Origin of the sequence: Brevundimonas intermedia (genome assembly GCF_004614235.1) — a bacterium.
In the GTDB taxonomy this organism is placed as follows: Bacteria; Pseudomonadota; Alphaproteobacteria; order Caulobacterales; family Caulobacteraceae; genus Brevundimonas; species Brevundimonas intermedia_A.
Map to the genome: position 1 here is coordinate 1 of NZ_SPVH01000002.1, position 21929 is coordinate 21929.

The window sequence follows — 21929 nt, forward strand, 5'->3', positions numbered from 1 at the left end:
CAGGATCAGGGTTGGCCATGTCGAAGCTGGTGACGATGCCGTCGTTGATCACCATGTTCGACCAGCGGCCGGGCGCGTACAGCGTGTAGAAGGACTGCTGATACCCGACCTGCGGCGAGTCGAGCTTGGTCGACAGGCCATCGACGACCAGGCGGAAGTTGTCGGTCGGTCGCCATTCCAGCTTCGCCGTATAGGCGGTGCGCTTCTTCTCTTCGAGGATCGAACCCACGCGGAACTGGCCAGGACCGATGAGGCCGTACTCTTCGACGTCCAGTTCGCCATTGCCGTTCGGGTCGATATTGCCGCCCCAGGCGTTCCCCCACAGCCAGCTCTCATCCGTCGGATCCGGGTTGCGGGTCCAGCCGCCGTCATTGCCGGCGACGTCCGAACGGTCGTCGCGCCGTTCGCTCACGACCCCGAGGATCAGGCCGAACGTGTCGTCGAAGAAGGTGTTGCTGTAGACGGCGGACAGTTTGCTGCCGTCCAGCTCGGACATCTGGTTGCGGTCGCCCTCGACGCGGATGATTCCGTGCTGGCCGCGTTGGTCGAAGGGGCTGGCGGAGCGCAGGTTGATCAGGCCGCCGATCGCGCCTTCCGTGTTCGCCGCTTCGGCGCCCTTGATGACATCGGCGCCGCTTATGACGTCGGAAGGCAGGACATCGTACGCGAAGTCGCGTCCAGCGCCGTCGGTCGCCAGGATGCGGCCGTTGAAGGTCGACACCGTGTATTCGGGGCCCAATCCCCGAACGCTGACGCTCTGCCCCTCGCCGCCCGCGGTGCGCGAAATCGACACGCCGGTGATGTGGCTCAGGGAGTCGGCGACGTTGTCGTCCGGAAACATGCCCAGTTCGAGCGCGCTGATCGAGTCCTGCACCGTTCCGGATTCGCGTTTCAGACCCACCGCGCGGGCGATGCTTCCCCGCGTCCCCACGACGACGATCTCATCGACCTGCTGGGCTTCGTCAGCCGTTGTTTCGATTTCATCAGTGTCGGCTGACTGGGCGTGAGCCGTGCCGACGGACAACAAGGCTGCGAAACCGACGCCCGCTAGAGCGGCTTTTCGAAGTGATAGACGACGTGACATTGCGATCCCCTTTAACTCGCATGATCGACGAACGCCGCTTGAACTGCCGAAGCTTCGGTTCAGTCAAGAAAACGCTACAAAAGGGAACTACGGTTTCGCGAAACTGTCAAATAGATACGTAACGAAACTTTTTGGCGGGAGCATCCGCAGAACCGACATGACCGCTGCCCTCGGCAAATATCCTGCTCAAGGGGCGCGCGCCTCGCCTGAGCCGACCCGGAACCAGGGACAAAAGAGGTCAGAAGGGTCTCAAATTGGGGCCTACCCACATCTCTCGACCTGGTCGCTTCATGACGTCGGCGGTCCAGGTGCAAGTCCAGACAATCGAGATGCGACGGCCCGATCAGGCGGCGACGGCGATGCCGAGCGATGCGCCGTCGAGACGCGCCGCATAGATGGCGGCGCCGATGGCCGGGCTGTAGCGTGGCGAAATGATCCTGTAGTCCGGCGAACAGGCCGAAAGCCGCTGCCTGAAGGGATCGAGGATCAGCTCGCCGCTCTGGAACACCCCGCCTGAGTAGGACAGGTTTACGGGCTCTCCGGGCCGATACTCCAGCCGCTGTCGGATCGTGTCCACGATCTGGGCCAGGGCTTCGCCCGCGTCGACGAAGATGCGACGAGCGGCCTCGTCGCCCTGGACCGCCGCGCGCGCGACCAGCCTTGAAATGGCGGCTATCCGGTCACGTTGGGGCGCGCTCCTGCAATAGATGTGGGCGCACAGATCCAGGTCGTTCGTCAGGGTGAACTCCTGCACCAGCAGATCATGCAGGGGTCCACGCGAAAGGCGGCCATCCGACATGCGCGAGAAGGCGTTCAGCCCCTGGATGGCGATCCAGTAGGCGGAGCCCTCGTCCGAGAACAATTCGCCCCATCCGCCGCCGCGAGCCGACAGGCCCTGGCGCTCGCCGTATCCGATGGAGCCGGTGCCGGCGACGATATTGATCCCGTCCTCGCCGGCGAGCGAGCCGGCCCAGCCGCAGATCATGTCGTTGCCGCAGGCATAGCGGCGATGCCCAAGCAAGGCCTCTGGAATGACGTCCAGAACGGGCTGGATCTGCGAATCCTCGCCATGGGCGGGCAATCCGAAGAAGGCGTAGAGAACGTCATCCGCCGACGCCCCTGCCTGCCGCAGCACCGAATGGACGCCGTCGTGGAGCAGAACGTGCAGCCTCTCGACGCCGATATCGACGTGATAGCTGGAACCGCCCTCGTGTCGGGCCAGCTCGCGGCCGGCGCGATCAACCAGCACGAAGGCGGTCTTGGTGCCGCCGCCGTCCACGCCTAGATAACACCCGTCAGCCAGGCTCACTCTCCCTGCCCCCGCATCAGCTCAACTCGTGAATCCGCACGCCTTGCACGACCCGATTCACAGTGCCGGACGTGTTGGGCTTGTCGGGATTCAAACCCAGCTGCAGGGACTCGAAGAAGGCCAGCATCTGGGGCGCCACGATATAGGGGAACAGCAGGTCCACATCGTCCGAAGCCGTCAGGCCCTGTACGCTGATCTGGTCCTGCTCGGACAATCCCACCCCCTCCTGGGCCGTTATGGCGATGACGCGGGCGGCGTCGTTGTCGCGGCGCAGCTCATCCAGAAGGTCCATGTCGTAGCTGCGAGTGTAGGCGTCATTCGAGAAGAAGACGACGATCAGCGTACGATCATTCACGATCGTCTTGGGGCCATGGCGGAACCCCAGCGGTGAATCGAACATCGTCACCAGCGCGCCGTTGGTGAGCTCCAGCAGCTTCAGCCCCGATTCCCTGGCCAGACCCTTGAAGATGTGGCTGCCCAGATAGACGACGCGCTGATAGCCCTCCGCTGCGGCGGACTGCATCGCCGAGGTATAGTTCGCGATCACCGCCTGGGTGGCGCGCGCGATGGCCTCGACCCGTGCGTCCATGACGGCGAGGCCGCTGAACACCGCCAGCGCGGCGTACATCATGCACGAGAAGCTCGACGTCATGGCGAAGCTGCGGTCGTGCGTCGCCTCGGGCAGTTGTAAGGTCAGACCACGCGGCCCCTGACCATAGGCGGCCAAGGCGCCTTCGGCGTTGCAGGTGATCACCAGATGACTCAAGGTCTTCACCAGGCGGTCCGCAAGCTCAATCGCCGCCACGCTTTCCGGGCTGTTGCCCGAGCGGCCGAACGACACGAGCAAGGTCGGCGTCTCGGCCTCGAAATAGAGGTGGGGGGCGCAGACCAGGTCCGTCGTCGCGATGGCCTCGACCCGCCTGCCCAGACGCGCCGACACCACCGGCGCCAGGCATTCGCCGGCGAAGGCCGAAGTCCCCGCGCCCGTGAGTATGATGCGAAGCCCAGGCATGGCCAAAAGCGGATCCAGAAACGCCTCGATCTCGGCGCGCCGGGCCATCAACAGCTTCTGGGTTTCGCGCAACATCGCCGGCTGCTGCGTAATCTCGCGCGCAGTCCACAGGCCGCCCAGCCGCTCCAGCTCGGATTCCTCGAAACCCAATTGGGTGACATCAGACATAAGCGAACTCCGGCTCGGGGGTGCAGGCGACCCGATAGGCTTCCAGGGTCGCGCCGATATGGGCGATCACCAGATTGGTCGGATTTGAGGGCAGCGCGGCCTCGCGCAGGGCGGCGTTGGCCGCCGGCAGATATTGGCTGATCAGAGCCATGGGCGGCGGATTGTCCGTCAGATTGGCGACCATCCGATCCTGGGCGGCCACGATGGACGGGTCCGGCCAGTAATAGCGGATCCGGTCAGACAGGCTGTACTGCAGATCGAACTCCAGATCCGCCCCGGCGGAATGGTAGTATTTGGCCCAGTTGCGAGGATCGGCCTTCATTCGCTCGATGGCGACATGGCGGAACCGCGACACACGCTCCTCGCCGATCCACTCGCGTTCGATGGCGTCCAGCGCCCACAGCGCCTCACGCAGGGCGAAGGTCACGCCCGGCCCGACCTTGAGGATGGCGAAATGATCGTCGACCAGGGCCTTGAGCGCTCCCGCGGTCTGGTAATCGGTCGAATGCGCCTCGAAAACGATGTGCGACTGCCCGTCCAGCGCAGCGCTCAGATCGACCGCCTTGGCGCGCTCGTAGTCGATGACCTTGTGATGATCGAACTCGACGCCCGGCTGGACGACCACGCCGATGACCCGCGACCAGGCCTCGGCCAGGCCCTCGGCCGCGAAGATGATGCGGTGCGCCTCGATCGTCGCCAGCGCCGCTTCGGGCGTGGTCACTTCCAACTCGGGCAGGTCTTCGGCGGCCCCGCCGGGCACAGGCACTTCGGTGCCGATGACATATACGCAGGCCTCGCCGCCGACGCGCGCCTGCGTCGCCTCGGCGATCTTGATCAACCGCGCGGCGCGGCGAGCGATCGTGTCCTCCGGCAGCGGCGTCGGATCGTCGGCGCACGACATGGAGCAGTCCGCATGGATCTTGCGGAAACCGGCGGCCACATACTGCTCGATCAACACTTCCGCCTTCGCCATCGCCTCTTCGGCAGGCAGGCCGGTCCACGGATTGGGGCCCAGGTGATCGCCGCCCAGAAGTACGCGATCAATCGGCAGACCCGTGTCACGCGCGATGGTGTGCACGAAGTCGCGGAACTTGTCCGGCGTCATGCCGGTGTAGCCGCCGTCCTGGTTGACCTGGTTACAGGTCGCCTCGATCAGCAGCACGTCCAGCCCGGTATCGAGCGCGTGAACGCACGCGGCTTCGATGACCAGCGGATGCGCCGAGCATACGGAATAGATGCCACAAGCCTGCCCGGATTTGTGCCGGGCGACGAGGTCGCGCATCGCCTTCATAGGAAATCCTTTCGGTAACAGGTTTCCACTCTACTGAAGTCCACCTAAAACGCAACCAAAGCAATGAAACCGAAACTTCACGGCGCGTTTCATACATCAGCAGCCGGAACCTGGACCTTCCAACGCCGACGCCGAACTAGGCGGCGGTCGCCAGAAGCGCCGCAGCGATGAAGGCCAGCGCCAGACCGACCATCTTCAGTTCGCCGGGCATCACGCCGACGATCAGCAGCGAAATCACGGCGGTGACCAGCGGTCCGCCGGCGTTGGTGAGCGGAGAGACCACGATCGCCTTGCCGTGCCGGAAGGCGTAGACGAGGAACAGAGCGCCCACGGCGTTCAGCATCTGGATCACCGCCGCCAGCCACGGTCCGTCCCAGCCCCAGTTGATGGGCCTGGAGAAGTCCGTCATCGCCAAAGCCGCCGGGGTCAGCAGCAAACCGCTGAGCATCATGTAGAAGAAGATGCTCTCGGCGCTCATGTGGTTGTTGGCCAGCTTCATGAAGTAGGCCTGCACCCCCCAGCAGGCCATGATGATCAAGGCCAGCGGAAACCACGTCGATCCTTGCGTGAACGAGAAGCCCTGCGGCGAGAAGTCGAACAGAGGCAGGGCGACCAGCGCCAGCGCCACACCCAGCGCCCCCAGCCGCGAGGTGCGCTCCTTCAGCAGCAGCAATGACAGCAGGATGGTGATGAGCGGCGACAGGGAGATGATCGGGAAGATCAGATAGGCCGGGCCCGTCGTCACCGCATAGAACAGGATCATCTGCCCGCCGGCGCCGGTCAGGCCGATCAGCAGACCGAAGAGGATCGACTTGGGATCGCGATCCAGCTTCCACTTCTCGCGCTGCATGACGACCACCGCCGGCAGGATCATGGTGACGGCCCAGACGCAGTAGACCAGCGTTTCGGGGAAGCCGCGCTGGGCGGAGATGCCCGCGAACGCGCCCCACACCCCCCACAGGCCGACGGTCAGGAAGGCGAACAGAAGCCAGCGACGCGAAGTGACGGCGGGCGTGATGGGAGAGGTCGTAGGAGTGTCGGTCACGCGCGTGCGCCTTGCATGGGAACGGCCTCGATCAGCAGGAACCGCTGGAACCGGGCAGGAATACGCGCGGCCTCCGCCGTCACCGTACCCAGGTCCGCACCGTTGAAATAATCGGTCAGGCGATAGCCGCCCTCACCCAGGCCGCGCAGCTCGACCTGCCCATCCCATTCCGGCGCGTAGAAGGCATAGTACAGCCGGCCGTCCTTCTCGACGGCGTGGGCTTCCGGCTTGTCGAAGCCGATGTCGTACAGCTCGCCCAGGTACTGGCCCTTAGGCAGCATCTTGGCGTTGTAGATATCCGCCCATTTGCGCCACACCGCCTCGCGTTCGGCGGTCAGTCGGAAGTTCGCGTCCTTGCCCCTGCCCTCGTTCGGCCAGGTGAACTTGGTCGAGATGACCGCCCCGATGCCGACGGACGACGCGAAGTCGTCGCCGCCGTCGCTCAGTTCGACATGGTCTCCGGCATAGGCGGCGTCGCGTCCCATCAGCGCCTTCAGCGACTTGCCCTTCAGGCGCACCTGCCAGGACGACAACGGATCCGACGATGGGACCTGGTTGGTGTAGGGCAGATTGTGGAAGGCGTACGAGGTGCCGCAGGGGCAGAACTCGACGACGGCTTCAGGATTGGCTGCGCGCGCCGTGTCGTAGACCATCTTCCAGAATTCCTGGAGCTTTTCGACCGACTCCTCCGGGCGCGCATGGTTGTGGGCCGGGTTGTGACAGGGGGCGACCCCGTTCATGTGCTGGCCGTCCAGCTTCAGCCCTTCATAGCCCCACTCGCCGATGATCTTGCGGATCAGCGCCTGGGTGTAGTCCCGCGTCGGCTGGTAGGCGGGGCAAAGGTAGAAGGCGTTCCACCACGTCACGTCCTGGACCGCGCCGTTCTCGTCCAGCAGAAGCATGTCGGTGTGGTCGTGCAGCAGGTCCGACCCCGGATCGACCGCCAAGGGTGCGAGCCACAGGCGGGGCTTCAGCCCGGCCGCGCGGATGTTGCGTGCAAAGGCGATCATGTCCGCCTCGGTGCGGAACTTGCGAGGGTCCAGCGCCCAGTCGCCCTCGTTGGTCTGCCAGCCGTCGTCCAGCACGGCCCATTTGAAGCCCAGATCCTTGACCTTGGCGTAGGTGCCTTCGATTTCGGCGACGGTGAAGTTCCGATCGTAGCCCCAGGCGCACCAGATCGCCTCATACGACCCTTCCGGCGCCTTGGGCGCCGCCAGGCCGCGGTCCGCCATCACACGACGATAGGCGTCGAGCGTCGCGTAATAGTCGCGCCGGTGAACGGTGACGAAGGCGTCGAGCGAGCTCATGGCGTCGCCGGGGCTCAACGTCACGGCCCGCGCCTCTTCCAGAGCCACGGACGCGCCCACAGCCGAAGCGATGATCGGCAGCGAGATCAGCTTCGGCGTTAGTTCGATATGGCCGACGGCGATGCCGGCGTCCGGCCGCCAGACGTCGGCCACCGGCGTGCCCGACCCGTAGTCGGAGGCGTTCATGCCCATGAAGTTGGCCTGCTCGAAGCCATCCTTCACCGGCTGGACCCAATCGCGGCGATCGGCGTGCGTCGAGCCGGACCAGGACCAGAAGCCCGCGCCGGAGGACTTCAGCGTATGCGCGCCCACGCGGCAGCTCTTGATCGCCAGCGGTTCGCCGCGCGTGTGGCGCCAGGCGACCTTCACCAGCGGAAAACCGGGATAGCGGTCGTAGAAGCTCAGACTGACAGTCTTTTCCAGCCCCTCGGCGGAAACACCGCGCACCACATGGCGCACGCCCTGGCCATGAGCGTCGCTGATCGCGGCCTGACTCCGATCGACAAAGGCGAAGCTGTCGATGATCCGGTCGTCTTGCAGCGTCACCGTCTCGGATGCGGCGAAATCGGTCAGGGCGACCGGCTGTCCGGCAAGCCCGGAGATCAGCCGACTGTTCAGGGCCGAATCGAACTCGACCGTCAGAACGTCGTCCCCGACGCGCGCCACCGCCGGCCCCGCCCAGGCGCGCCCCGCGCCCGTCGCGCCTGTCGCCAGGACCGTCCCCCCCAGCAGGGCGAGCAGACCACGGCGGTGAAGAAGAGGTTTCGTCATCATCGTCGCACCCTCTTTTGACGATCATCCTGGAAATAGCCTTGCATAGCCCCCTTTCCAAAGGCAAACAAAAAGATGCACAACGAAACATCTGGATATGTTTCATTGTCTGCTGATTTCGGTTGGATGGAGACCATCATGAGGTTCAACACGCGCTGGGCGCTCGCTGTGACCGCTCCGCTCCTCGCCTGCGCGGCGCTGTCCGCCTGCACCACCCTTGAGGGCGAAACCTACGCCGCAGCGGATTTCGCCGGTGTGCGCAAGATCGACGCCCATGTGCACGTCAATGTCGCCGACGATGCCTTTCTGGACCAGGCCGCCGCCGACAACTTCGAAATCCTGTCGATCAATGTCGACTATCCGGCCTTCCCCTCGATCAGCGACCAGGCGGAGGTGGCGCACCACTACGCCGAGGCGAACCCCGAGCGTTTCCATTACGCGACGACCTTCTCGATGCAGGGGTTCGGCCAGGCTGGATGGGCGGACCGCACCAATGCGCTGATCGATGCCGAAGTCCGCCGCGGCGCGCTAGCCGTGAAGGTGTGGAAGAACATCGGCATGGTCGAACGTGACGCCGAGGGACATCTGATCTTCATCGACGACGCGGGCTTCGATCCCGTCTTCAGCCGCCTGGCGGACACGGGCGTCCCGCTCATCGCGCACCAGGGGGAACCCTATAACTGCTGGCTGCCGCTCGATCAGATGACGACCCGGAACGACCGGCTCTATTTTTCCGCCCATCCCGAGTACCACATGTATCTCCACCCGGAGATGCCGAGCTATCAGGATCTGATGGCCCGACGCGATGCGATGGCCGCGCGAAATCCGAACCTGCAAGTCGTCGGCGCCCATATGGCCAGCCTGGAGTGGAACGTCGACGAGGCGGCGAAATTCCTCGACGCCCATCCGAACGCCGTCATCGAACTGGCCGCCCGCATGGCCCAGATTCAATACCAGTCCGTTCGCGATCACCGGAAGGTCCGGGACTTCTTCGTCAAGTATCAGGACCGCATTCTCTACGGCACCGATCTGACCCTGAATCCGGGAGAGGACACGCAGGCCTTCAGACAGTCGGCCCACCAGGTGTGGTCGTCGGACTGGACCTATCTGGCCACCGCAGACACCCAGCGCGTCGAGGATATCGACGCCGATGCGAAGGGGCTGGCCCTGCCCCGGTCGGTGATCGACAAAATCTATTACGCCAATGCACGGCGCGAGTTCTTCTCGCGTCCCAGCCGCTGATCGGAGATCCCATGACCGTCCGCACCCTCCTGTCGTCCGTCGCCGTCTGCGGCCTTCTCGGCTTGGCTTGGCCGGCGATCGCTCAAACCGATCCCTTGGCGACCCGTGGCGCATGGTCGATCCCCGAGCGGTCGCAGGCGCGAACGCCGCCCATGGGATGGAACTCGTGGAACGCCTTTCGCACCGAGGTGGACGAAGCCAAGGTCCTGGGCGCGGCCAAGGCCATGGTCGACAGCGGCCTGTCCGACCTTGGCTACACCTACGTCAATATCGACGACGGCTGGTGGCTCAAACGGCGGCAGTCGGACGGGCGTCTGGAGATTCGCACGGCGATTTTCCCGTCCGCGCGGATCGAGGGCCAGGATTCCAGCTTCCGGCCCTTCACCGACACTCTGCACGCCATGGGCCTGAAGGCCGGCATCTACACCGACATCGGCCGCAACGCCTGCTCTCAGGCGTATGACCTGCATTCACCGAACCTGCCGGAGGGCACGACTGCCGAACGCGAAGTCGGTCTCCATGGCCATGTCGATCAGGACATCGGGCTCTACTTCGCCGAATGGGGCTTCGACTACATCAAGGTCGATGCATGCGGCATCAATGTCTATGGGCCCGACAACCCGCTAGTGCGCGAGCACGCCTACACCCCCGTGCCGCCTCTGATCGATCAGGTCTCGATCAACCGCACCGACGTGCCTGCCGTGCAGGCCCTCTATGGCGAAGTTGCCCAGTCGCTGCACAAACACAATCCGGACGGCGACTATATCCTGGCGATCTGCAACTGGGGCTCGGCCGACGTCCGATCCTGGGGCAAGAACGTCGGCCATATGTGGCGCACCAGCGGCGACATCACCCCGACCTGGACGCGGATGCTGCATAACTTCGACAGCGCCTCCACCCGCGCCCTCTACGCCAAGCCCGGCGCCTGGAACGATCCTGACATCCTCTTCGTCGGGCACGGCGACTTCGACCAGAACCATCTGACCGAGGCCCGGTCCCACTTCGCCCTGTGGGCCATGATCAATGCCCCGCTGCTGATCAGCTATGACCTGCGCCAGGCGCCGCAAAGCCTGATGGACATCTGGGGCAATGCCGACATCGTGCGGCTGAACCAGGATCCGGCCGGCCACCAGGGGGTCATCGCCTATGCGTCGGACGACGTGCAGATCATCGTCAAGACGCTGTCGAATGGAAAGAAGGCCGTGGCCCTCTTCAACCGCGGCTTCGCCGAGACCGAGGTGACCCTGACGGCCGCCCATCTGAAGTTCGCAGGCGATGCGCCGGTCCAGCTGCAGAACCTTTGGGACAAGTCCGCCTCGACCTTCACCGGAGAGGCCGAATTCATGCTGGCGCCGCGCCAGACCTTGGTGTTCGAGGCGGCAGGCGTCCGGCAGCTGGCCGACGGCGTCTATCTGTCCGAAGTTCCGGGCGACGTGAATGTGGCGGTCGATGGCGTGATCGCGCCGGAACCGGACCCCGTCGTGCACCGGATGCGCAATGTGTGGGGCGAGACGCGTGGTTCGGGCGAGCGTCCGACCTATTCCGGCTGGGGCGGCGCCCAGGCCGACGCCACACCCTACGACCAGGGCTTGAAGGTCGCGGGCCAGGCCTTCGATACCGGGCTCGGCGTGCTGACGAACTCACGCCTGGAAGTGCGAAACGCGGGCTACACACGCTTCCAGGCCAGCGTCGGCGTGGACGATTCCACCCGCAACACGCGCGATCCGGTGCGCTTCGCCGTCTATGGCGACGGCCGGCTGCTGGCCGAGAGCGCGCCCATGCGCCTTGGCGCGGCGCCCAGCACCCTCGCCGCCGACATAAGCGGCGTTCGCATCGTGGAGATGGTTGCGCGGTCGCAAGACATGACCAGCGACCTGCCGCTCGTGGTCACCTGGGGCGACGCGGCCCTGCGCCGCTGATGGGGCCGGGCCGCGTCGCCCTTTTCAGGCGGCGTCGCCCCCTTCAGGCTTTGTGAAGCTGAAACCCCAGCCGCTCGGCCGCTTCGTCGATATAGGCCGGCGCGCCCGTGTCCGTGACCAGGGCGTTCAGGTCGTTCAAGCCGATGATGCGGTGAAGACATATCTTGCCGAACTTGGACGCGTCGGTGACCGCAATAACTTCGCGGGCCGTCTCGACCATCCGACGGTTCAGTTGCGCCTCGGGTTCGTGGTGCGTGGTGATGCCCCGTTCGGTATCGAGCCCATCGACCCCGAGGAACAGCTTGTCCAGCAACAGGTCATCCAGCGCGGCCACGGTCTGCGCCCCGTAAAAGGCCATGTTGCGCCGCCGCAGCTCCCCGCCCAGCATGACGATCTTTATCTTTCGCTTCTGCGCAAGCACGCTCAGGATATCGAAATCGTTGGTGACGACGGTCAGATCTTCGTCGTCGGGCAGGAAGCGCGCAACCTGAAGTGTCGTCGTGCCCGAGTCCAGCATGATGGACTCGCCCGGCTTGACCATGCCTGCCGCCATCCTGCCGACGCGCTCCTTGGCCTCGGTATGGCTGACCCGCTTGGTCTCAATGGCCGGCTCGACCGGGGCGTTGACCACCTCGGTGCTGATCGCCCCGCCATAGGCGCGCGTCGCGACGCCGCGTTCCTCCAGGTATTGCAGATCCTTGCGGATGGTCTGCATGGACACGTGAAACATCTCGGACAGAGCCGCAACCTGAACGCTGCCGCGTGTTCGAACCATGGTCGTGATTTCACGACGACGCTCCGAGGTGTCGCGCGACATCACGCGAGAACCATCCGCCATGCAACTATGTCTCCCTACGCCACCGCGCGGCGCCGATATTTACTGGCTATGCATATCCGGTTTTCACTTTGTCTACAAAACGAAAGCTGGGACGAGACGACATTCATCGCGTCCAGATGATCTTTCCATCCCGGATGACCGGCCGTCCAAGTCCCCTGAGCGCAGCGGCTGTACCTACACCGAAGACACGATCGCAGAGACGCAAGCAGCCGGCCTCGGTCGCAAATCCACAAACGGCGACATTGCGATGCAGGCCTCATCGACGATCGCCGCCTCATGCACTGCAACGCTAGCGACGGTGAGCAAGATTGGGGCGCGCCGTCGCAAAGCCGGCGCCTTCTCGGCCCTTGCTGAAAGACTAAAGACATCGAGGATAATTATGTGGGCGGCGGTGCTGTCAGTCTAACGCTAACTTGTCTCCATTTCAGGGCCGCCTAAACGCCTGATTAGAGATCGCATTTCGTGAGGCCACTATCGTTTAAGCGCTATCGATTTCCTGCGGCGGTGATCCGCCAGGCTGTGTGGCTCTACTTCCGCTTCAACCTCAGCCTTCGTGACGTTGAAGAGCTGATGGCAGCGCGCGGAATCGACGTCAGCTATGAGACGATCCGCTGCTGGACGATCAAGTTTGGGCCGTAGATTGCACGGCGGCTGAAGAAACTTCGCCCCGCCCCTTTCTCCCCGCTGGCATCTCGACGAAGTCGTTTGCTCGATCGGTGGGAAGCGGATGTTCCTATGGCGCGCGGTGGATGACGAAGGCGAGGTGCTGGACGTTGTCGTTCAGCGACGCCGGAATACCGATGCGCCCTCAAGCTGCTCCGGCGCCTGCTGCGCAACCAGCTTTGCGAGCCAGAGAAGATCGTGCCCCACGGGCTCGGGTCATACCAGGCGGCCTTAGGCCAACTTGGCCTGCGGCACCTACATTCTCCCGGCCCGCTTCGAGAAAACAATGTAGCGGAAAACTCGCACCTGCCGATACGCCGGCGAGAGCGGCAACAGCAGCTGTTCAAGTCTCAGGCTTCAGCCCAGTGCTTTCTCAACAGTCACACCGCGATCTACAACACCTTCTACACGCAACGACACCTCATCAGCCGACAGCATCTCCGCCGATTTCGCGCGGTGGCAGAAGCGGCTTGGGCAGCGGCCAATGCCTGAGATTCCGCCGGCATGACCGAGCTGTGGTCAGCCAACTTAACCTGACAACGCTAGCTCTTCCGGCAGCCGGCCTTGGGTGCCGCCGATCATTGCCCTTGCCCCGGGGCTCCCACGCTTTGGAATCCGGCCGAGAACACCGCGATCATCGTTTCGAGCACGGAGGCCAGATCGGAGGATCGACACAGACCGCCGGAAACGTCGTCAATACGACCGGTTTGGGCCAGGCCGTGGGTCAGGCTGGATGAGACGAGATCGAAGAACCAATAGATGCGCTCCGGCGGAGCCTCGGGCGCCAAGGCCTTGAGCATGACGATGAAGCGCTGGACGATGGGATCGAAGTTTTCGGCCATCACGTCCTTGCCGCCAAAATGCGAGGCGTTGGCGTGGCCGACGATGGCGGCGAAATAGACCCACCCTTCGCCCTTCTCGATCACCATTTCATAGATGGGGCGCAGGAAGACATCGAGAACGCCTTCGATAGTGGTCGCGTCACCCACTCGCGCCTCATAGGCGTCCATCGCGGCGATCCGGGCCGCATTCACTTCACCGGCGCGGCGGGCGAACACCGCCCGGAAGACCCCGTCCTTGTCGCCGAAATAGTAGTGGATCAACGCCGTATCGACACTGGCGGCCGTGGCGATCGCCTTGAGCGTAACCCCGTCGCGACCATGCAGGGCGAAGAGCTTCTCGGCGGCGTCCAGAATGGTGTTGGTCGCTTCCTCGCGCCGTTCCGATTGCGGACGCCGGCGCGGCCGTTTCGTCGGCTTGAGATTCAACCTTGATGTTGAAGACGGGGTGACGATGTCGGTCATGGTGCGCCGCTGCAAATCCGACGCTTTAGATACGGCCATCGCCGCCGCAGCGCCATATGGATAACTTCTTTATTTTATCGCCAATAAAGTTTGTTGACGTCGGAAATCCCCTCGGTCTTAATCCGCTCGTTCGATCAACGGACACAGATGAGCCGACGACAAGCCGGCCGCTCACATAGGGAACGGAGACCGCGATGCGGCAGACCATAATGATGGGCGCAAGCGCGCTCGCGCTTGCCTTCGCCGGGTCGCCGGCTTTCGCCCAGATGGCCGACCCGAGAGGCGAGCCGGAGGCCGCCACTCTGGACGAAGTCGTCGTCACCGCCCGCCGCACCGAGGAGAACATCCAGAAGGTGCCCGTCGCCGTGACCGCCTTCAGCCAGGAGGGCCTGCGTCAGCGCGGCATCGAAACCGGCACCGACTTGCAGAACTTCACCCCGTCGCTCAGCGTCGTGGGCAACACCAACCGCAACCAGGAAAACTACACGATCCGCGGGATCGGCGGGATCGGCAGCCTGGGGACCGGCGGCGGACCGGGCGTCGTCGCCTATTTCGCCGAGGTGCCCTCGACCGCCAGCGGCCCGGGCCTGCTGTTCGACCTGCAGTCCATCCAGGTCCTGAAGGGTCCGCAAGGCACCCTGTTCGGCCGCAACACGACGGGCGGGGCCGTCCTGCTCGATCCGGTCAAGCCGGGCTTCGAACCCGACGGCTATATCGAGGGAACGGTCGGCAGTCTGGACCGCCGCTCGGGCCGCGCTGCGGTGACCCTTCCGCTGAGCGACACGCTCTCGCTTCGCCTGGCGGGCCAGTTTGATCAGCGCGAGGGTTTCGTAAAAGACGTCAACACGGGCAAGGACTACAACGACCGCAACAACTTCAGCCTGCGCGGCGGCCTGTTGTTCCGGCCCAACGACCGGCTGAGCAGCTATACCGCCGTCAACTATGTCGACATCGACGAGAACGGACCGGGCACTGTGCTTCTGGCCGTCAATCCGGCAGGCCCGGCGGCGGCCCTTCTCAACCCCCTGCTGGCGGCTCAGCAGGCCCGCGGCAACGACCGCATCGCACTGAGCGCCGACACCAAGAATGTCAGCCGAACCCTGCTGGCGCTGAACAACACAACCTTGCGGCTCAACGACAGCGTCACCCTCAAAAACGTCGTCAGCTACACTCGAACCCGCGCGAACTTCGGCTCTGATGGGGACGCTTCGGCTCTGGTGATCAATGATCTGAACGGCGCCATTCCTGGACGATGGAACGTCGATAGCGAGACCTGGACGGAAGAACTGCAGGCCCGGATCGAACTCGGGCGTCTGACCTTCCAGACCGGCCTCTTTTATTCCGACACCTCCACAGTCACCCCCCTGACGTTCGTCCAGCGCGCGAACCTCGGCGCCGTCAGCCTGGTTCAGGACAGCGCCCACGCCAACGACAGCTCCAGGGCGGTCTACGGCCAGTTCACCTATGCGATCACGGATACGCTGACCGCCAACGCCGGCTATCGCTATACCTGGGACGAGTTCGGCGGCGACATCAGCATCTACATCCCGCAACTCGGCAACGCCTGCGGCACCAACCCCGGCTTCGCCTTCCCCAACTGCAGCCGCGCCTTCGACGGCGAGAGCGACGGCGACACCTGGCAGATCGGCCTGGACTGGCAGGCTACGCCGGACACCCTGATCTATGGCGTCAGCCGTCACGGCTACAAGAGCGGCGGGATCAACCCCTCGGTCCTGCTGGTCAGCGCCACCAGCCCCCTGTTCCGCGTCCGGCCCGAGACGGTCACCGACGGCGAGATCGGCCTGAAGCACGACTGGTCGATCTCCGGGATCAACGCGCGCACGAACCTGTCCGCCTTCTACATGAAGTATGAGGATATCCAGCGCAGCGACTACGCCCTTATTGGCGGGTTCAACACCCAGCTGATCACCAACGCCGCCGAGGCCACGGTCAAGGGCTTCGAGTTCGAAGGCGTCATCCAGCCCATCGCCCCGCTAACGCTTACGGCGACCTATTCCTACAATGACGCGACCTACGACAAATACATCGACGGTCTTGGCGTCGATCGTAGCGGCTTCCCGTTCCAGTATGCTCCCAAGAACAAATACAGTCTCGACGCCAAGCTCTACCTCCCGGTCCCCTCGACGATCGGCGACCTCAGCCTGCGCGCTTCCTATGCCTGGCAAGACGATCAGCAGGTCGCTTCGGACCTGCAACCCTTCGGCGTGATCCCGGCCTATGGTCTGCTGAATGTTCGCTTGGACTGGGAGCGTATCGCGGGATCGGACGTCGCCCTGTCGCTCTATGGGACCAATGTCACCGACGAGGAATATCGGGTCACCTCGAACGCCACCTACAACACGACGGGTCTCGTCGGTGCGGCCTATGGCGATCCGCGCCAATATGGCGTGACCCTGCGCTACAGCTGGTAGGAGAGACCGCCATGACGATGACGCCCAAGCTCGGTCGAAGCGGGAGCGCGGTCGCGGTCCTGGCGTTCGCCGCCGTCCTGTCGGGCGCCGCCTGCAGCACCCCGGCCAACGCCGATCTGCAGCCGGCCCAGGCCGCCTTCGCCGCTCGCGCCACGGCCCAGCAAGCGACGGACGTCGATGTCCGAACGCGAGACGACGGCGGCTTCACTGTCAACGGCCGGCTGGACGGCGATCATTTCGCCATGGCCGTGCCGTCCAACTGGAATGGCGAGGCTCTGGTCTTCGCTCACGGATATTCCGTGCCCGGCAGCGCGATCGCCGTGTCGAAGGACCCGGTCGAGAAGGACCCCTCCGGAGGCCTGATGACGGTCGCCTACGCCCAAGGCTTCGCCGTCGCTCACAGCGATTTCGACAAGGCCGGGGTGGGCGTGGAATCCGCCGTGGAGAACACGCTTCGCTTGCGCGCCTTCCTCGGTCGCATGGGCGTCACGGAAGCCTATGTTGCCGGCGGCTCCATGGGCGGCAATATCGTCATGGCGATCATCGAGACGCATCCCACCGCCTTCAAGGGCGCCATGTCGGGATGCGGCCTGGTCGACAACTGGAGCGACGAGGTCGGCCTGCTGATCGATCTGCGCGCGCTCTACAACTTCTACACCCGCGACACCGAATACGCCCTGCCGGGAGAAACGGACATCCGGCGGTCCGCCCTCTCGACCACCACACCCGACGCCATCGGCTTGCTGGGCGATCCGTATCGTCTGCTGCAGATGAAGCGGATCGCAGACCCGATCGCCGCCCTGTTTAAGGCGGCGCGCGATAACCCCGGCGGGCGTGAAGACCAGATCATCGCCAAGATCGCCTCCATCACCGGCGTAACGCCCGAACCGGCGTCTCTGATCGTCCCGATCATGACCGTCAGCCTGGGCATGGACGACATGAACGCCACCTTCGGCGGCTTCATCTACGACAATTCGGCCAAGGTCTACGCCAGCCCGCTCCTATCGTCCGAGGAGAGCCAGCGGCTGAATCATGAGATTGCCAGGATCACGGCTGATCCTGCGGCCGTCGCCTATGCCGATCGCTGGCGGCGCTCGACAGGGCGGTTCAGCACGCCGCTGGTCGTCCTTCACAATCGCGTCGATTCCCTGGTTCCCTACAGTCAGTTCGAAGGCCTCGTCCGAAAGACGCAAGCCGCCGGGAACGCTGATCGCCTCCTGGCCATCACTGTGCCCGAGATCAAAACGCCCCTGCCGGGAACCGGCCTCGAAGGGATCGCGCACTGCGGCTTCACCCCGGCCCAGTTGGGGGCTGCCTTCGACGCCTTGCAGACCTGGACCACGACCGGCCAGCGGCCGACGCCGGTCATGCCGCCCCCCGCTCCGGCGCCCTGATCCATGGCGCTTCGTTTCGCCCATCCGGCACCGGAGGCCTACGCCTATCCGCTGCTGATCCGGCATCTGCTGCACAGCGCTCTGGACGCCCGGAGCGGTCAGGAGATCGTCGGGTCCGACGGGCGCCGCCACGGCTATGAGGCGCTGTCGCAGCGCGTCGGACGTCTCGCCGCCGTCCTCGCCCAACACGGAGTCGAGCCGGGTGATGTAGTGGCCGTCATGGACTGGGACAGCCACCGCTACCTTGAGGCCTATTTCGCCGTCCCGATGATGGGAGCTGTTCTGCAGACCGTGAACGTGCGGCTGTCTCGCGATCAGATCGCCTACACACTCAACGACACCCGCCCCCGCGCCCTCATCGTACACGCGGACTTCGTCGCCGAACTTGAGGCGTTGCGAACGGCACTGCCGGACGATTGCGTCGTGATCACCTGCCATGACGGAACGACCGCCGTCGTCGCAAACAGCCTCGGCGACTACGAGGCGCTTCTGGCCTCGGGGAGCGATACTTACGACTTCGTCGATTTCGACGAGAACGCCCTGGCCACCACCTTCCACACCACCGGAACGACGGGCCTGCCCAAGGCTGTGACCTTCAGCCACCGACAGCTGGTCCTCCATACCTTGGCGGTCGGGCTGGCCATGGGCCAACAGCCTTGCGAACAGGGTCTGTGGCGCGGATCGGTCTATATGCCGGTGACGCCGATGTTCCATGTCCATGCCTGGGGCCTGCCGTATGTGGCGACCCTGCTGGGGCTGAAGCAGGTCTATCCCGGCCGCTACGTCCCGGCGCGCCTGCTGGCGCTGAAGCGGGACGAGGGCGTCACCTATTCGCACTGCGTGCCCACGATCCTGCAGATGATCCTGGACGAGGTCGGACCCGACGCCCGGCTGGGTCCCTGGACCGTCATCATCGGCGGATCGGCCCTGCCGGAGTCGCTGCTCCGCGCCGCCGCCGCCGTCGGGATCACCGCCGTGGCGGGCTACGGCATGTCGGAGACCGGTCCGGTGCTCACGCTCTCGCGCCACGAGGACGACGACGCTCGCCCGCCTGAGCAGGTCCGCCGCTGGGCCGGCCGTCCCATCCCCCTGGTCCAGGTCCACTTACAGCACGAGAACGGCGACAACGTCTCGGACGAAAGCGGCGCCCAAGGCGAGGTCGTGGTACGCGCGCCGTGGCTCGCCCAAACCTATCCCAACAGCGCCGAGGCCGGCGCCGCCCTCTGGTCTGGCGGCTGGCTCCACACCCAGGACGTCGCCACTCGTGAGGCGGCGGGCGATCTCGTCATTCGGGACCGACTGAAGGATGTGATCAAGACCGGAGGCGAGTGGGTCTCTTCGGCCGAAATCGAGGACCTGGCCCTGCGGGACCCGGACATCGCCGAGGCGGCGGTCGTCGGCGCGCCGGATCCCCGTTGGGGCGAACGGCCTGTGGTGTTCGCCGTCGCCCGAGAAGGGCGCACGCCGCGGCTGCAAACCCTCAAGGATCACATGACCCCCCTCGTCGCGGCAGGGCAGCTCAGCCGCTGGGCCGCGCCTGATCGCCTGATCCTCATCGACGCCCTGCCCCGGACCAGCGTCGGCAAGATCGACAAGAAGGCGTTGCGTCTTCGCCTCGGAGACGATGTCCTCGACAGCAGGAGCTTCTGATGCGCTCACTCAACCGACGCGCCGTTCTGGCGGCCGGAACCCTCGCGGCGACCTTCGCCCCCCGAGCCGGCGCTGCCGCGACCGCCGTTGCGCCGTTGCGCGACGGCCACGCGAGCGCGACACCCTTTCTGTGGGGCGCGGCCACGGCAGGTCATCAGGTCGAGGGCAACAATGTCGCCAGCGACATCTGGCTGCTGGAACAGATCAAACCGACCCTGTTCAGCGAACCGTCGGGCGACGCCTGCGACAGTTTCGAACGCTGGCGCGAAGACATCGAAATCGTGCAGTCGCTCAACCTGAACACCTACAGGTTTTCGGTCGAATGGTCGCGTATCGAGCCCGCCGAGGGACAGGTTTCCCTGTCGGCGTTGGACCACTATCGCCGTATGGTCCTGGCCTGCCGCGAAGCGGGACTGGCCCCGATCGTCACCCTCAGCCATTTCACTTCGCCGCGCTGGTTCGCGGCCAAGGGCGGGTGGTTCCATCCGGATGCGCCCACGGTCTTCGCGCGTCACGCCGAGCGGGTCATTCGCCATCTGGGCGAAAGCGTCAGCCACGTCATTACCTTCAACGAACCCAACCTTCAGCTTCTGGGCGAATGGGGCAGGACGCCCGACCCGGCCGTGCGACAGACCATGACCGACATGCTGGCGGCGGCGGCGAAGGCCAGCGGGTCAGACCGTTTCTCACTGATGAACACGGGCGATGCGGCGGCCATGGTCGCGCCCGTTCTTGAGGCGCATCGTCAGGCCCGCCAGGCGATCAAGGGGGTCCGACCGGATCTGCCGGTGGGGATGACCCTGGCCATTCCTGACGACCAGGCCGTGGGCCCAGACAGCCGGATCGAGGAGAAGCGGGCGACGGTCTACGCCCCCTTCTTCGTAGAGGCGCGCCAGGACGATTTCCTCGGTGTCCAAACCTACAGCCGCAGCCTGATCGGCGCTGAGGGACCGCTGCCGGTCCCTGAGGGGGCCGAACGGACCCAGATGGGCGACGAATTCTATCCGCAGGCGATCGGCGCTTCGATCCGTTATGCCCATGCCCAGACCGGCCGACCGATTCTGGTGACCGAGAACGGTTTGGCGACCCAGGACGATACGGTTCGCGCCCGGTTCATTCCCGCAGCGACGGCGGCCGTTCTCGCCGCCCGCGACGAGGGCGTGCCGGTGATCGGCTACCTGCATTGGTCCCTGCTGGACAATTTCGAATGGTTCTCGGGCTATGGTCCCAAGTTCGGCCTTGTCTCGGTAGATCGGGCCACGTTCAAGCGGACGATCAAGCCCAGCGCACAGATTCTGGCCCGCATCGCGCGGTCGGACCTGTCCCGATAAAGGAGCCCATGTCGCCATGTTGATCCGCACCTGTTGCGCCGCCCTGGCGCTGCTGATGATGACCTCGCCGGCCGTGGCCCAGACCACCGCTGTGCTCGACGACCCGTCCACGGCGCGTCTCCCACCGATCGTCCTGCCCTATTCCAACTTCGCCAGCCCGGAGGCGCGGACCCTCGCCGGCCGGTTGATGCATGAGCCGCCCTTCGTGTTCGGCGACGATATCGCCAAGGCGCGTGACCACTACGGCCGCTACAACGACGCGCGCCTCGCCGAGGTGAGAGCCCTTTACGCCACCCGCGAGGACCGTCAGACCCTGGGCGGCGTGCCGGTCGATATTGTCGTCCCCAGCCAAGGCGTTTCAGAGCGAAACGCGGACCGCATCCTGATTAATGTGCACGGCGGCGCCTGGATGTGGGGTTCGGGCAGCGGCGCCTTGGTCGAGGCCATTCCCATCGCCGCCGTCGGTCGGATCAAGGTGGTGGCCGTCGACTATAGGCTCGCGCCTGAGCACCGCTATCCCGCAGCGTCCGAAGATGTCGCAGCGGTCTATCGCGAGCTCCTCAAAACCTACCGCCCGGAGAATATCGGCCTGTACGGCTGCTCCGCCGGCGGGGTCGTCGTGGCCCAGGCGACGGCCTGGTTCCAGACCCACGACCTACCGACGCCCGGGGCGATCGGCACCTTCTGCGGCACCGGGTCGGGCTATGGCGGCGACAGCGTCTTCCTGGGCCAGGCGACCACGGGTGGAACGGCCCCGCTGCCCGCCGCCGCCGATACGATCGGCATCCCCAACCCCTATATGGACGGCGTGGCGCTCGATGACGCTGAAGCCTATCCGGTGACCGACGCCGCCATCATCGCGCGCTTTCCCCCTACCCTGCTGCTCGCCGGCGGACGCGACTTCGCGGCCTCGACCCTGACGACCATGCATCGTCGTCTCGCCGCCGTCGGCGTCGAGTCCGAACTCTTCCTGTTCGACGGGCTGTGGCACGCCTTCTTCGTCTGGCCTGAGTTGCCGGAATCGAAGGAGGCGTACGGCCTGATCGTCCGCTTCTTCGATCGCCATCTCGGCGCGCCCCGACACCCGCTTCCCCCCGCCTCCTGAGCCTCGCCCTCCGTTCGTCTCTTGTCGAACGGAGGGCGTCTTTTTTCCGTTCAGAAACCTGGCG

15 protein-coding genes and 1 pseudogene are annotated in these 21929 nt (G+C 64.9%); 8 read left to right on the forward strand and 8 right to left on the reverse strand.

The window, feature by feature from the left end:
• The 6 genes from EGY25_RS01760 to EGY25_RS01785 all read right to left on the reverse strand — a co-directional run.
• Positions 1 to 1084, reverse strand: a 1084-nt coding sequence (locus tag EGY25_RS01760) for a TonB-dependent receptor plug domain-containing protein (protein WP_167762451.1), incomplete at its 3' end; no start/stop codon positions are given.
• A 343-nt stretch (positions 1085 to 1427) separates the two neighbouring features.
• Complete coding sequence (locus EGY25_RS01765) at positions 1428 to 2393, reverse strand: N-acetylglucosamine kinase (RefSeq protein WP_209307942.1); 966 nt, start codon at positions 2391 to 2393, stop codon at positions 1428 to 1430.
• A gap of 16 nt (positions 2394 to 2409) precedes the next feature.
• Positions 2410 to 3573, reverse strand: coding sequence for an SIS domain-containing protein (locus tag EGY25_RS01770; RefSeq protein ID WP_135193357.1), 1164 nt, complete (start codon positions 3571 to 3573; stop codon positions 2410 to 2412).
• Positions 3566 to 4855, reverse strand: coding sequence for a D-tagatose-bisphosphate aldolase, class II, non-catalytic subunit (locus EGY25_RS01775; RefSeq protein ID WP_245159295.1), 1290 nt, complete (start codon positions 4853 to 4855; stop codon positions 3566 to 3568). The genes EGY25_RS01770 and EGY25_RS01775 overlap by 8 nt, the downstream gene beginning before the upstream one ends.
• 145 nt (positions 4856 to 5000) lie before the next feature.
• A complete protein-coding gene (locus EGY25_RS01780; protein ID WP_135193359.1) occupies positions 5001 to 5909 on the reverse strand; it encodes an EamA family transporter in 909 nt (302 codons plus the stop codon).
• On the reverse strand, positions 5906 to 7990 hold the full coding sequence (locus tag EGY25_RS01785) for a glycoside hydrolase family 36 protein (protein WP_135193360.1): 2085 nt from the start codon (positions 7988 to 7990) through the stop codon (positions 5906 to 5908). Before EGY25_RS01785 ends, EGY25_RS01780 begins: the two co-directional genes overlap by 4 nt.
• Before the next feature lie 135 nt (positions 7991 to 8125).
• On the opposite strand from EGY25_RS01785, the gene EGY25_RS01790 reads away from it, so the two are divergent.
• Positions 8126 to 9229 carry an amidohydrolase family protein gene (locus EGY25_RS01790; protein WP_135193361.1) on the forward strand — a complete coding sequence of 368 codons (1104 nt, stop codon included), beginning with the start codon at positions 8126 to 8128 and terminating at the stop codon, positions 9227 to 9229.
• A gap of 11 nt (positions 9230 to 9240) precedes the next feature.
• Positions 9241 to 11148: an NPCBM/NEW2 domain-containing protein gene (locus EGY25_RS01795; protein ID WP_135193362.1), complete on the forward strand. Its 1908-nt coding sequence runs from the start codon at positions 9241 to 9243 to the stop codon at positions 11146 to 11148.
• Between the two features lie 43 nt (positions 11149 to 11191).
• Here the strand turns inward: EGY25_RS01795 and agaR are convergent, their stop codons facing one another.
• The gene (gene agaR / locus EGY25_RS01800) at positions 11192 to 11986 is read right to left on the reverse strand and encodes a transcriptional repressor AgaR (RefSeq protein WP_135193363.1); all 795 of its coding nucleotides are present in this window, start codon (positions 11984 to 11986) and stop codon (positions 11192 to 11194) included.
• A gap of 462 nt (positions 11987 to 12448) precedes the next feature.
• Here agaR and EGY25_RS01805 point away from each other — a divergent pair.
• Positions 12449 to 13141, forward strand: a pseudogene (locus tag EGY25_RS01805) (IS6 family transposase).
• Between the two features lie 86 nt (positions 13142 to 13227).
• On the opposite strand, the gene EGY25_RS01810 reads toward EGY25_RS01805, so the two are convergent.
• Positions 13228 to 13953: a TetR/AcrR family transcriptional regulator gene (locus EGY25_RS01810; RefSeq protein WP_167762452.1), complete on the reverse strand. Its 726-nt coding sequence runs from the start codon at positions 13951 to 13953 to the stop codon at positions 13228 to 13230.
• A gap of 194 nt (positions 13954 to 14147) precedes the next feature.
• Here EGY25_RS01810 and EGY25_RS01815 point away from each other — a divergent pair, with 194 nt between their 5' ends.
• From EGY25_RS01815 to EGY25_RS01835, 5 genes are read left to right on the forward strand one after another with little or no spacing between them, the layout of a single operon-like run.
• Positions 14148 to 16385, forward strand: a complete 2238-nt coding sequence (locus tag EGY25_RS01815; protein ID WP_245159296.1) for a TonB-dependent receptor — start codon at positions 14148 to 14150, stop codon at positions 16383 to 16385.
• A gap of 11 nt (positions 16386 to 16396) precedes the next feature.
• Positions 16397 to 17779 (forward strand): alpha/beta hydrolase family protein, encoded by a 1383-nt coding sequence (locus EGY25_RS01820; RefSeq protein WP_135193365.1) that lies wholly within the window; start codon positions 16397 to 16399, stop codon positions 17777 to 17779.
• Between the two features lie 3 nt (positions 17780 to 17782).
• Positions 17783 to 19429 (forward strand): long-chain-fatty-acid--CoA ligase, encoded by a 1647-nt coding sequence (locus EGY25_RS01825; RefSeq protein ID WP_135193366.1) that lies wholly within the window; start codon positions 17783 to 17785, stop codon positions 19427 to 19429.
• Positions 19429 to 20760 (forward strand): glycoside hydrolase family 1 protein, encoded by a 1332-nt coding sequence (locus tag EGY25_RS01830; RefSeq protein ID WP_245159297.1) that lies wholly within the window; start codon positions 19429 to 19431, stop codon positions 20758 to 20760. The genes EGY25_RS01825 and EGY25_RS01830 overlap by 1 nt, the downstream gene beginning before the upstream one ends.
• A 16-nt stretch (positions 20761 to 20776) precedes the next feature.
• Entirely contained in the window at positions 20777 to 21865 is a 1089-nt protein-coding gene (locus EGY25_RS01835) for an alpha/beta hydrolase (protein ID WP_135193367.1), read from the forward strand.
• The last annotated feature ends 64 nt before the right edge of the window (positions 21866 to 21929 follow it).